This window comes from Streptomyces sp. UC4497 (assembly GCF_054871485.1).
The window spans coordinates 68,946-81,923 of sequence record NZ_JBTYHB010000001.1 but is presented as its reverse complement, the minus strand read 5'-3'; the positions used below and the strand labels follow the sequence as shown (position 1 = coordinate 81,923).

General features: G+C 71.7%; 8 protein-coding genes. All 8 read left to right on the top strand.

Translation table 11 applies throughout. The features are described from left to right. From ACYSUO_RS00255 to ACYSUO_RS00220, 8 genes are read left to right on the top strand one after another with little or no spacing between them, the layout of a single operon-like run. Entirely contained in the window at positions 1–1,248 is a 1,248-nt protein-coding gene (locus ACYSUO_RS00255) for a glycosyltransferase family 4 protein (RefSeq protein ID WP_461773904.1), read from the top strand. Further along, the gene (locus ACYSUO_RS00250) at positions 1,245–2,612 is read left to right on the top strand and encodes a Wzz/FepE/Etk N-terminal domain-containing protein (RefSeq protein ID WP_461773903.1); all 1,368 of its coding nucleotides are present in this window, start codon (positions 1,245–1,247) and stop codon (positions 2,610–2,612) included. The genes ACYSUO_RS00255 and ACYSUO_RS00250 overlap by 4 nt, the downstream gene beginning before the upstream one ends. Then, a complete protein-coding gene (locus tag ACYSUO_RS00245) occupies positions 2,609–4,126 on the top strand; it encodes a Wzz/FepE/Etk N-terminal domain-containing protein (RefSeq protein ID WP_461773902.1) in 1,518 nt (505 codons plus the stop codon). The genes ACYSUO_RS00250 and ACYSUO_RS00245 overlap by 4 nt, the downstream gene beginning before the upstream one ends. Positions 4,127–4,129: 3 nt before the next feature. Continuing rightward, positions 4,130–6,064 carry an asparagine synthase (glutamine-hydrolyzing) gene (gene asnB, locus ACYSUO_RS00240; protein WP_461773901.1) on the top strand — a complete coding sequence of 645 codons (1,935 nt, stop codon included), beginning with the start codon at positions 4,130–4,132 and terminating at the stop codon, positions 6,062–6,064. Positions 6,065–6,082: 18 nt separating this feature from the next. Continuing rightward, complete coding sequence (locus ACYSUO_RS00235; RefSeq protein WP_461773900.1) at positions 6,083–8,254, top strand: bi-domain-containing oxidoreductase; 2,172 nt, start codon at positions 6,083–6,085, stop codon at positions 8,252–8,254. Beyond that, positions 8,251–10,188, top strand: coding sequence for a heparinase II/III family protein (locus tag ACYSUO_RS00230; protein ID WP_461773899.1), 1,938 nt, complete (start codon positions 8,251–8,253; stop codon positions 10,186–10,188). The genes ACYSUO_RS00235 and ACYSUO_RS00230 overlap by 4 nt, the downstream gene beginning before the upstream one ends. Positions 10,189–10,204: 16 nt before the next feature. Next, on the top strand, positions 10,205–11,740 hold the full coding sequence (locus ACYSUO_RS00225; protein ID WP_461773898.1) for a right-handed parallel beta-helix repeat-containing protein: 1,536 nt from the start codon (positions 10,205–10,207) through the stop codon (positions 11,738–11,740). A gap of 16 nt (positions 11,741–11,756) precedes the next feature. Then, complete coding sequence (locus tag ACYSUO_RS00220) at positions 11,757–12,977, top strand: O-antigen ligase family protein (protein ID WP_461773897.1); 1,221 nt, start codon at positions 11,757–11,759, stop codon at positions 12,975–12,977. The last annotated feature ends 1 nt before the right edge of the window (position 12,978 follow it).

The window sequence follows — 12,978 nt, the reverse complement described above, 5'->3', positions numbered from 1 at the left end:
ATGAACGAAGAGACAACCCCCGGCGGCGGGCCGAAGCGGCGCGCCCTGATCCTGGTGGAGAACCTGTCGGTCCCCTTCGACCGACGGGTGTGGCAGGAGTGCACGACACTGCGCGACGCGGGCTGGACGGTGCACGTCATCTGCCCGCAGGGGACGAAGCGGGACACGGAACCGGAGACGGTGATCGACGGGGTGCGGATCCACCGCTACCCGCTGCGCGCCGCCACCGGGGGACCGGCCGGCTACCTGCGGGAGTACGGATCGGCGCTGTGGCACACGGCCCGGCTCGCCCGCAAGGTGGGACCGGTCCACGTCGTCCACGCCTGCAACCCCCCGGACCTGCTGTTCCTGGCGGCGCGGTGGCTGCGGCGGCGCGGCGCGCAGTTCGTCTTCGACCAGCACGACCTGGTGCCCGAGCTGTACCTCTCGCGGTTCGACCGCGGCGAGGACCTGCTGTACCGCGCCGTGTGCGCCCTCGAGCGGAGTACCTACCGGGCCGCGGACGTCGTGCTCGCCACGAACGAGAGCTACCGGGACGTCGCGCTCGGCCGCGGCGGCAAGCGTCCGGAGGACGTCTTCGTGGTGCGCAGCGCGCCCCAGGTCGACCGCTTCCAACCGGTGCCGCCCGAGCCGGAGTTGAAGCGCGGCAAGCCCCATCTGCTGTGCTACCTCGGCGTGATGGGCCCCCAGGACGGCGTCGACTACGCGCTGCGGGCGCTCGCCAAGCTGCGCGACGAGCTCGGGCGGACCGACTGGCACGCGGTGTTCGTCGGCTCCGGCGACGCCTTCGACGCGATGGTGGAGCTGTCCCGGGAGCTCGGGCTCGCCGACCAGGTGGAGTTCACCGGGCGCATCCCGGACGCCGACCTGGTGCGCTACCTGTCCACCGCGGACGTCTGCCTCTCGCCCGACCCGCGCAACCCGCTCAATGACGTGTCGACGATGAACAAGGTTCTGGAGTACATGGCCATGGGTCGGCCCATCGTCTCGTTCGATCTGAGAGAGGCGCGCGTCTCCGCAGGTGAGGCGGCGGTCTACGCGCGTGCCAACGACGAGGCGGAATTCGCGGGTCTGGTCGCGCAGCTGCTTGACGATCCGGAGCAGCGGGCCCGGATGGGCAAGCTCGGCCAGGAGCGGATCGGTGGCCCGCTGTCGTGGCGGAACTCGCAGGAGTCCCTGATCGCCGCTTATGCCGCCGCGGTGGCAAAGCGCGGTCCCACCCAGGCAAGGAGGGGGCGGGGTCGTTGAGCGAGGACACGATCCGCCTGGTCACGATCGGCCGGATTCTCCGTAGAAGGTGGCGGCTTCTCGCCGTCCTCACCGTGGTGGGCGCGCTCGTCGGCTACGGCATCTCCGTGGTGTTCCCGCCGCGGTACACGGCGTCGGCCTCGGTGCTGCTGCCGGGGCAGTGGGAGGAGCGCGAGCTGCTCACCCAGGTGGACATCGCGACGAGTTCCTCGGTGGTCGACCGTGCGGCGGCCAAGCTCGACTGGTCGGGCGTCAACGGAACCGACCTGCGCGACCGGGTGGCCGCCAAGGCCGCCGACGGCAACATCATCACGATCTCGGGCACGGCCGAGAGCCCGCGTCGCGCGCAGCAGCTCACCGACCGGGTGGCCGAGCAGTTCGTCGCGTTCTCCGCGCGGATCGCGGGCGGCGCGACCGACGCCGACGCGGCCGCGGGACCCGAGGCGCTGCGCAAGAAGGTGCAGGAGACCAACCGCCGGATCACCGACCTGGCCGAGGGGGCCGACGCGGGCGGGACCGTGGAGAGCGTGCAGGCCCGCACCGCGCTGGAGAACCTGCGCAACTCGCTGGAGGCGGCCATGAAGAAGCTGGAGGAGGCCGACCCGGCGACGGACAAGGCGAGCATGGTGGTCATGGGGCCGGCCGCCCGGCCCACCGGTCAGTCGCCGCCGACGAGGACGCAACTCGTCGTCGCCGGGGCGCTGTTGTTCTTCCTGCTCGCGGTCATCGGCCATCTCACCGCCGCCCGCATGAACCGCCGGTTGCGGACCGAGCAGGAGATCACCTCCGCGCTCGGCTCGACGCTCCTCGGGGCCGTCGACGTGCCCGGGGAACAGCGGGCGCAGCCGACCCAAGGGGGCGGTGCGCGGGCCCGGCTGCGCAGGCTGCTCGGCACCGACACCCGCTGGGACGTGCCGGCTCCGCAGCCGTCCGGCGACGAGGCCGCGAGGCGCACCCGCTACCGGCGGGTGTGCGCCCGTATCCGCGCCCAACTGGCATCAACCCGGCGCCTGTTGGTCGTCGTACCGGACGGTGACGAACTCGCGCTGCGCGCCGCGGGGCAGCTCGTCGCCGAGGCCAAGGGCGATCCGGTGCTGCGCGTGGTCGTGGTTCCGGTCGACCGGCCGGTCGTGCCGGACCGCGGCGCCGAGTCGGGCGCCGTGGTCGTCCTCAGCGCCGGCAGCTGGACCGCCGAGGAGCTCACCGGGATCGCCGAGGCGTGCGCGGACGCCCGGCACGAGATCGTCGGCATCGTCGTGGCGGGACCGGTCAGGGTCCGCCCGACCGGCTCTGCCGAGCAGCCGCCGGACCATGCCACGCCCGCACTCGCGGTGCGCGGCCACGCGACGGGAGGCTCGGCGTGACGACGAGCAGGAGTTCGGAGTCGGCGGGCACCCCGCTGTTCGATCTGCACGCGCTGGTGGTCGCCGTGCGCAGGCGCCGCCGTCTGTGGGGCGCCCTGGCGCTGCTCGGGTTGATCGCCGGCGCGGCGGTGGCGGTCCTGATGCCGCCCCCGCCGAGTGCCATGACCAAGGTGCTGGTCGCGCACGCGGAGGACCAGCCCAACGACACGGGAACACTCATCCGCACCGACATCGAGGTACTGGGAACCTCTCGCATCGCCAGGGACGCCCTGCAGACCCTCAAGTCCCAGGAGAAGCCCGAGGACTTCATGCGGGACTACCGGGGCACGGGACTGACCAACAACGTGCTGCAGATCGACGTGACGGCCGACAGCGAGGCGCTGGCGGTGGACCGGGCCAAGGCGATCGCCGACGCGTTCATCGCCGACCATGTGCGCCGGATGCAGGCGGCGGCCAAGGCCGAGTCCCAGGCCCTGCTCGACCAGCGCGACCGGATGCGGGAGGAACTCGCCCGGGTCAACAAGGAGATCGGCGAGGGCGCGCCGGAAGACCAACCGCAGGATGCGGCGGGCACCGAATCGCTCTTCTCCCGCCGTGCCGAACTCAACTCGCGGATCGCCGACTTCGACCAGCGCGCCGCGGAGGCACGCACGGGCACGCCCAAGGTCGTCGCCGGTACGCAGATCGTGGACGCGCCGCGCGCGGTGGAGCACTCGCTGCCCAAGTCGGCCGCCACCAACGCCGGGATCGGCCTCGTCCTCGGCCTGGTCCTCGGGCTCGCCCTGTCCGCGGTCGGCGCGGTGGTGGCGGACCGCCCCGTGCTGCGCCGGGACATCTCGGCGAACCTGGGCGCCTCCGTCATTGCGGAGCTGCCCCGGCGGTCCGGCAGGCCGTGGCGGCGCAGGGGGACGCGGGCGACACGCGAACGCCTGACCGCGACCCTGGCCCGCACGGTGCACGACTCGGCGGAGCCGCTGTCACTGCTCGAACTGGGCTGCGCGCACAGCACGAGCGCGATCGCCCTGGACCTCGCGGGGGCCCTGACGGCGGAGGGACCGGTCGTCGTCATCGACGGACTGCCCGGACCGCAGCTCGCCGACCACCGCCCGCAGCCGGGCGGCCCCAGGGTCGTCAGCGGCGAGCACGCCGCGGCCCTGTCGCCCCAGGACCGCCGGATCGGCGTCGGCTCGGTGGCGCCCGGCACGGCGTGGACCGACCTCCAGTACCTCGGCACCCAGACGGTGCTCGTCGTACGGGCCGGGTACGGCAGCGCCGCATGGCTGCACACCGTGGCGCGCCAGCTCGCCGAGCAGCGCATCCCGGTGATCGGTGTGGTGCTGATCGACCCCGACCCCCGGGACCGCACCGACGGCACGCTCTGGGACGGGCTGCACACCGCGCTGCGCGGCCGGGGCGACCGACAGGCACGGCAGAACGGTTCGGGCCCGCGGCGCACGGAGCGCAAGCCCGCGTGGGCCGCACGGGGCGCGGACAACGACCAGGAGGCTCGCTAGCACATGTGTGGCATCGCAGGCACCTACAGGTGGCCGGACGGGAAGGTCGTGACCGACCGGCTCACCGACACCCTCGCCCACCGCGGGCCCGACGGGGCCGGCCGCTACGGCCACCCCGTCGGCGACGGCGAAGTGCAGCTCGGGCACCGCCGCCTCTCCATCATCGACCTGTCCGAGACCGGCGCCCAGCCGATGGTCCGCGACGGGCTCGCCCTGACGTACAACGGCGAGCTGTACAACGCACCCGAGCTCCGTGCCGAACTGGAATCCGCCGGGGTGCGCTTCCGCGGTACCTCCGACACCGAGGTGCTCCTGGAGGCCTGGCGGCGCTGGGGCACGGACTGCCTGCCCCGGCTGCGCGGCATGTTCGCGTTCGGGATCTTCGACGAGCGCACCGGTGAACTGGTCCTCGTGCGCGATCAGTTGGGCATCAAGCCGCTGTTCCTGCTGCGGCGGGGCGGGGGCCTGGTGTTCGCCTCCGAGCTGAAGGCGCTCGCCACCGCCACCGGCGGAAAGCTGGAGGTGGACCATGCGGCCCTGGTGGCCTCGCTGCTCTACTACTGGGTGCCGGACTCGCGCTGCGCGTACCGCGAGGCGGAGAAGCTCCCGCCGGGCAGCTGGATGAGATTCCGGCCCGACGGGCAGGTGGAGCGCGGCCGTTACTGGCAGATGAAGGACGTCGCCGCCGAGGGCCGCGAGCGCGCCCGCAGCGGTGAACAGCCGGACCTGGCCGCCATCGTCGAGGAGTCGACGAAGCGACACCTGATGTCCGACGTACCGGTGGCGACCTTCCTCTCCGGCGGCCTCGACTCCAGCTATCTGACCGCGATCGCGGCCCGGCAGCAGCCGGGGATCTCCGCCTACACGATCGGATTCCGCGCCGAGGACGCCAAGTTCGAGGCGATGCCGGACGATCTGCGCTACGCCCGGCAGGTCGCCCAGCGATTCGGCGTCGACCTGCACGAGATCGAGATCGCGCCGAACGTCCTCGACCTGCTGCCGCAGATGACGTACTCCCTGGACGAGCCGATCGGCGACCCCGCCGCGATCAACACGTATCTGATCTGCCAGGCCGCCCGCGAGGCCGGCGTCAAGGTGATGCTCTCGGGGATGGGCGCCGACGAACTGTTCGCCGGCTACCGCAAGCACCTGGCGAACCTGATCGCGCTGCGCTACCAGCGCGTGCCCCGGCCGCTGCGGCGCGGTGTGTCCGCGGCCGTGGACCGGCTGCCGGTCGCCACGTCGCGCCGCGGTTTCCGGTCGGTGCGCTTCGCCAAGCGGTTCCTGTCCTTCGCCGATCTGCCGGAGGAGACCGCGTTCCGGCGCAGCTACACCATGTACGACAAGCCGGAGCTGCTCGCGCTGGTCGACCCGGACCTGGCCGGGACGGTCGACGACGTGCTGACCGAGCACGCGGACGTCTACAAGGACAACGACCTCGACGACTTCGTCAACCGCATGTGCCTGGCCGACGCCCGGATGTTCCTGCCGGGCCTGAACCTCACGTACACCGACCGGTCGAGCATGGCCGCGTCGACGGAGGTGCGGGTGCCCTACGTCGACGTCGAGGTGGTCAAGGCGGCGTTCGCCTTCCCCGGCGACCGCAAGATCGTCGGCCGGCAGAGCAAGGCCGTGCTCAAGGAGGCGGCCACCTCGATCCTGCCCCGCGAGATCGTCCACCGGCCCAAGGGCCTGTTCAGCGCCCCGCTGCGGGCCTGGATGAGCCGGGACCTGGCGCCGCTCGTGCGCGAGGTGATCAACGACGGGGAGCTGGTCAGGTCCGGGTTCCTGCGCCGCGACGCGCTGCAGCGGATGGTCGCCGCGGACGCCGCCGGGCAGAGCGACTACTCCAAGCATCTGTGGCACGTACTGACTCTCGAGTACTGGTATCGCGACGCGACCTCTGGGTCCGACAAGAGCACTCGGTCAACAGCGTAGGAATTCAGAGGAGTTCGGGTGAAGCAAGTTGTTCAGAACTACAAGAGCGGCGAGTTGGCGGTGCTGGACGTGCCGGTGCCCGGGTGCAAGCCCGGCGGCGTGCTCGTGCGGACCGGCTACTCGCTGATCTCCACCGGGACCGAGCTGATGAAGGTGTCCGAGGCCGGCATGTCGATGCTGGGCAAGGCACGTTCACGGCCCGACCAGGTCGGCAAGGTCATGCAGAGCGTGGCCACCAACGGCCTGCCCGCCACCTACCGCAAGGTGATGGGCAAGCTCGACTCCTACACGCCGCTCGGCTACTCGCTGTGCGGGGTCGTCGAGCAGGTCGGCGCCGGTGTCGACGACGTGAAGGTCGGCGACCTGGTGGCCTGCGCCGGCAACGAGCACGCGCTGCACGCCGAGCTCAACTGGGTGCCGAAGAACCTCTACGCGCGTGTGCCGGAGGGCGTCGCGCCCCGGCACGCCGCCTTCGGCACCGTCGGCTCGATCGCCCTCCAGGGCGTCCGCCAGGGCGAGCCGCAGCTCGGCGAGACGGCCCTCGTCATCGGCCTCGGCCTGATCGGCCAGCTGGTGGTGCAGCTCCTCGCCGCCTCGGGCGTCCGCGTCGTCGGCGTCGACCCCGACCCGGCGCGCTGCGAACTCGCCACGGGGCAGGGCGCCGCTGCCTGCGGCGACCCGGAGTCCGCCGACGTGACGGCGGCCGTCGCCGAACTGACCGACGGCCACGGGGTCGACCAGGTGTATCTGGCGGCCGGCGGCTCCAGCAATCAGCCCGTCGAGCTGGCCGCCAAGCTCTGCCGGGACCGCGGCCGCGTCGTGGACATCGGCAAGTGTCGCCTCGACCTGCCCTGGAACGCGTACTACGAGAAGGAACTCGACGTCCGGTTCTCCCGCTCGTACGGCCCCGGCCGCTACGACCCGTCGTACGAACTGGAGGGGCGCGACTACCCGATCGGCTACGTGCGCTGGACCGAGCGCCGCAACCTGGCCTGCTTCCTCGACCTGCTCGCGCGTGGCAACGTCGACGTGGAGCCGCTGATCACCCACGTCGCCGACTTCGACGACGCCGTCGAGACGTACCAGCGCCTGAAGGACGGCGAACTCAAGGCCGTCACCGCGCTTTTCCGCTACGCCGAACAGGCCCCGCGGGCCGAGGCGCCCGAGGTGAGCGTGCCCGCCGTGACCGTGCGGCCGGGTCCGGTGCGGGCCGCCAGGACGCCGGTGCGCCTCGCGTTCGTCGGCGCAGGGAACTACGCGACGTCGATGCTGCTGCCGCACCTCACCGGGCGCGAGGGCGTCGAGCTGTCGACCGTCGTCACCACGACGGCCCTGTCCGCGGCCAACGCGCAGCGCAAGTTCGGCTTTGCCGAGGCGACCACCGACCTCGACGCCGTCCTCGGCGACAAGTCCATCGACGCGGTGTTCGTGGTCACCCGGCACAGCTCGCACGCCGACCTGACCCGGCAGGCCCTGCTCGCCGGCAAGACCGTCTTCGTGGAGAAGCCCCTCGCGCTCAGCGAGGACGAGCTGGCGAGCGTCCTCGCCACGGTGGAGGAGTCCGGCAACGACCGCCTCCAGGTGGGCTTCAACCGCCGGTTCTCACCGCTGCTGCGGGAGGCCAAGCAGCGCTTCGGCGCCCGCTCAGGACCGGCGCACCTGCGTTATCTGGTGAACGCGGGCCGGCTCGACCACGGCAGCTGGTACCTCCAACAGGGCACCGAGGGCTCCCGGTTCGCCGGAGAGGGCGGCCACTTCATCGACACGGCGAGCTGGCTGCTCGACGCCGACCCGGTCTCCGTGTACGCGACCGCCACGTCCGGCAACGAGGACCTCCAGGTCGTGCTGCGCTACCCGGACGGGTCCACCGCCACGATCAGCTACGTCACCTCCGGCCCGGCTGCCTTCCCCAAGGAGACGCTGGACCTGGTCGCCGACGGCAGGGCGCTGCGGCTCGACGACTTCGTGCGCGCGTCGGTCTACGGCCGCAAGCGCTGGGTCAGCTCCCGGCTCCCCAAGGCCCGCGACAAGGGCCAGAACGCCGAACTGGCCTCGTTCATCAGGGCCGTACGGACCGGCGGCCCGATGCCCGTACCGCTGGAGTCGCTCGTCGCCACCACGGCGGCCACCCTCGCCGTGCAGGCGGGACTGGCCGGCGGCGCGCCTGTCACCCTGGCGGGGCCGCGATGACGATGAGCGCGGGCTGGTATCTGCGGCGCCTGTCCCGGATGGGGCCGCGGGAGGTCGCGGGCCGGGTGGGCGACGCGGCGCGCAGGCGGCGCTGGCGTTCCGCGCGGCCCGTCTCCCCGAGCGTCTCCGGCGCCCGGTTCACCGCGGTCCTGCCCGCAGGGGCGCTCGCCGCGGTGCCGCCGGAAGCCGTGAAGCGCCTCGTGGCGGAGGCGGACCGGCTGATGTACGGGCACGCCGAGTTCTTCGGCGTGGTCCGCGACGACCTGGTCGATCCGGACTGGTGGCACGACCCGAAGACGGGCCGCCGGGCGCCGTTCGGCTACGCGTTCGGCGTGCCGTACCGGGACGAGGACGTGGTCGGAGACATCAAGCAGATCTGGGAGCCGTCCCGCCACCAGTACCTCACCCGGCTCGCCGCGGCCTACGCGCTCACCGGGGACGACCGCTACGCCGAGCGCGTGGCCGAGCACCTGCGCTCGTGGTGGGCGGCCAACCCGCCGCTGCGCGGCGTGCACTGGATCAGCGGCATCGAGCTGGGCATCCGGCTGCTGTCCTGGGTGTGGATCCGCCGGCTGCTCGACGGCTGGCCGGGCGTCGTCGACCTGTTCGAGGACAACTCCGTGGCGGTGCACCAGATCTGGCACCACCAGCGCTGGCTCGCCGCCTTCCCCAGCCGGGGCTCCTCGGCGAACAACCACGTCGTCGCCGAGGCCGCCGGGCAGTTCGCGGCGTCCTGCGCCTTCGATTGGTTCCCCTCGTCGCGGCGCTGGCGCGCGAGCGCGCTCAAGTCGCTGGAGCGGCACCTGCGCGGCAACACCTTCCACTCCGGCCTCAACCGCGAACTGGCCACCGAGTACCACGGCCTCGTCCTGGAGTTGGGCCTGGCGGCGGTCGCCGAGGCGGACGCGGCCGGAGTGCCGCTGCCCCCGACCGTACGGATCGTGCTGCTGCGGATGACCGACGCGCTCGCGGCCGTCGTCGACAACAGGCTGCGGCCGCCCCGCCAGGGCGACGCGGACGACGGACACGGCCTCATCGTGGACGGCGCGGGCACCGACCGCTGGGGCTCGCTCCTCGCCACCGGGGAGGCCGTGTTCGGCCGGCTCGACTGGTGGCCGGAGGTGACCTCGACCGATGTGCGCACCCCGCTGCTCGCCGCGCTGATCAAGCCCGCCGCACCCACCGTCCGGCGCCCGGTGGCCCGACCGGCGCACTTCGCGGACGCGGGGCTCACCATCCTTCGCGGGCAGGGCAGGAGCGGCGAGATCTGGTGCCGCTGCGACGGCGGACCGCACGGCTTCCTGTCCATCGCCGCGCACGCCCACGCGGACGCGCTGTCCGTGGAGGTCCGGCACGACGGCGTCGACGTGCTCGCCGACCCGGGGACGTACTGCTACCACGGGCAGCCCGAGTGGCGGCGCTACTTCCGGTCGACCGTCGGCCACAACACCCTGGAGCTGGACGGCACCGACCAGTCCGAATCCGGCGGACCGTTCCTGTGGACCCGGCACGCGCGCACCGAGGTCCTGGAGGCGGGCGCGGACCGCTGGCGCGCCGAACACGACGGCTACCGGCCCTCCGTGCATCGCCGCCGCGTCGAACTGAACGTGGAGATACAGGAGTTGACGGTCGTCGACGAGGTGGACGGGCCGCGCCGCGACATGCGCCTGGCGTTCCACCTCGGGCCGGAGGTCAGCGCGGAGCTGTCGGGCAACCGGGCCCTGCTGGCCTGGACGCGCGACGGCGAGGACCGCTCGGCCGAGATCGAGCTGCCCGAGCGGCTGTCCTGGCGGGCGCACCGCGGCGACACCGAACCACCGCTGGGCTGGTACTCCGCCGGATTCGGCCGCAAGGAACCCGCCACGACGCTGATCGGCAGCGGACACGCCGACGGCGCGGGGGAGTTCACCACCGTGCTCAGGTTCCTGGGCTAGAGGGGAGGGGAGAGACGTGGGTATCAAGTGGCGGCACTGGGCGGGCCCCGCGGCACCGCTGACGCTGGTCCTGCTGGCGGCGACGGGCTGCACGAGCACGTCGGACGCCGGATCCAAGGCGTCGGCGTCGCCGAGCAGGACGGGGTCCAAGGCGGCCGTGGCCCGCGTCTGCGACAAACCGTCGGGCGGGCCGGAGAAAGCGCCCAAGGGTGCGGTCACCGTCGACCCCAAGAAGGTCAACGACCTGGCGGAGAAGACCAAGAGCAACCCCGCGGGCACCACGTTCTGGCTGCGTCCCGGCAAGCACCGCCTCGAGTCGGCGCGCTACGCGCAGGTCATCCCCAAGAAGGGGAACCGCTACATCGGCGCGCCCGGCGCGGTGCTCGACGGCCGGAAGGTCAACCAGTACGCGTTCGGCGGCCATGCCCGTGATGTCGTCATCCGCTCTCTGACGGTGGAGCGCTTCGTCCCGCAGCAGAACGAGGGCGTCGTCAACCCCGGCTCGGCCGACGGCTGGGTGATCGAGCACGCGACGATCCAGCACAACGCGGGCGCGGGGATGATGACCGGCGACCGCCAGAAGATCCGCTCCAACTGCCTGCGCGAGAACGGGCAGTACGGCGTGAACGGCTACAAGGATGGCGACACGGCCCGCGGCCTGGTCATCGAGGGCAACGAGGTCGTCGGCAACAACACCCAGAACTGGGAGAAGAAGCAGCCCGGCTGCGGCTGCACCGGCGGCATGAAGTTCTGGGCCGTCAAGAGCGCCGACATCCGCGGCAACTGGGTGCACGACAACCGCGGAGTCGGGATCTGGGCCGACAACAACAACAACGACTTCCTCATCGAGGACAACCTGATCGAGGCCAACGACGGCGCCGCCCTGATGTACGAGACCAGCTACAACGCCGTCATCCGGGACAACACGATGCGGCGCAACAACTGGGTCAGCGGCGGCAAGCCGGCCAAGCGCGGCGACAGCTTCCCGTACGGGACGATCTACATCTCCGAGGCGGGCGGCGAGCCACGGGTCAAGGCCCGCACCGACAAGCTCGAGATCTACCGGAACCTGATGGAGAACAACTGGAACGGCATCACCCTCTGGGAGAACTCCAACCGGTTCTGCAACAGCCCCGCCAACACGTCCACCGGTGAGTGCACGCCGATGGTGAAGGACGTCAAGACCTGCGCCCGGCCGGCGATCACGAAGCCACCGCTGTACGACGACTGCCGGTGGAAGACCCAGCGCGTCGACATCCACGACAACCGCTTCGTCCTCGACACCTCCGTCGTCAAGTGCACGGACAACTGCGGCCGCATGGGGATCCTGTCCGTCTATGGCTCCTATCCGGACTGGTCGCCGTACAAGGGCGAGCGGGTCGCCCGAGCCATCACCCTGAAGCAGGACAACCGCTGGCACGACAACGTCTACCGGGGTCCGTGGACGTTCGTCGTCGAGGACATGAGCCGGGTCATCGACCGCGGTGACTGGCAGGACGCGCCGTACAAGCAGGACGCGGGCAGCACCTTCGGCCGGAAGGCCGGTGGTTGAGATGGAAGAACGGCAGATGCCTGCCACACCGAAGGCCGTCGGCATCGTCTGGCTGCTGCTCGGCATCAACACCATGGGCTCCGCGGGAGCCAAGACCATCCTCCCGCTGCCGCGCTCCATCATCCAGCTGGTCACGATGGGCTCACTGGTCGCCGCGTTCGCCCTGGCGCTCGCGCTCAACAGGCGGCTGCGGATCAGGCCCAGCGCCTTCGTGTTCCTGCTGACCCTGCTGCTCGTGCCGAGCGTGATCTCCAGCCTGGGGATCGGCCCCGGCGGGCTGTTCCGCTGCACCCGCCTCGCGCTCTTCATCGGCACCCTGTGGCTGCTGAGCTGCTGGTGGGACGGCAGCCTGACCTTCGTCCGGTACCACATCCGGATGTACTCCGGGATTCTCCTGACGGTGGTCGCGGGCCTGCTCATCTCACCCGGCGCCGCCATGCCCGAGCTGTACGGCGGGCGGCTCGTCGGCGCGCTGTGGCCGCTCACCCCGCCGCAGATCGGCCAGTACACAGCGGTGATCATCGGACTCACCGTGCTGCTGCTGGTCGGCCGCCGGATCGACAGGACGAGCGCCGCGGTGGTCATCGTCCCGTCCCTCGTGCTGCTCGCGCTCACCCACACCCGTACGGCCACGGTCGGCCTGCTCGTCGGGCTCGTGCTGGCGGTCTGCTCGCTGCTGCTGACCAGCGCCGCCGCCCGCCGCTTCTTCGCGTGGTCGGTGCTCGTGGTGACGGTGGCCGGCGTGGGGTTCGCCTCCGCGCTCCAGGCGTGGTTCCTGCGCGGGCAGACCCAGGAGTACTTCACCAGCCTCACCGGCCGGGCCAAGGTCTGGGACGCGCTGCTGTCGGCGCCCCGGTCGAACACGGAGCAGTTCTTCGGCATGGGCCTCGGCGACAAGTCGTTCGGCGGGCTGCCGATCGACAACAGCTGGCTGGCCGCCTACAACGAACAGGGCCTGATCGGTGTCACCCTCGTCGCCGCCGTCCTCATAGTCCTCGGGGGCGTTGCACTGCTGCGGCCACCGTCGCTGCAGAGGGCCTGCGCGATCTTCCTGATCAGCTATGTCGCCCTGTCGTCGTACACCGAGGCGGGCCTGGGCGACGCCTCGCCGTATCTGCTGCATCTGGCCCTGGCCGCAACGCTGTTGGCGGTCCCCGCACAGGCCGCCCCGTTCCAGGCACCCCCGGTGCCCGGGCGGCACACCCCGCGCTGGGCGCGGGAACGGGAGGTGAGCTGAC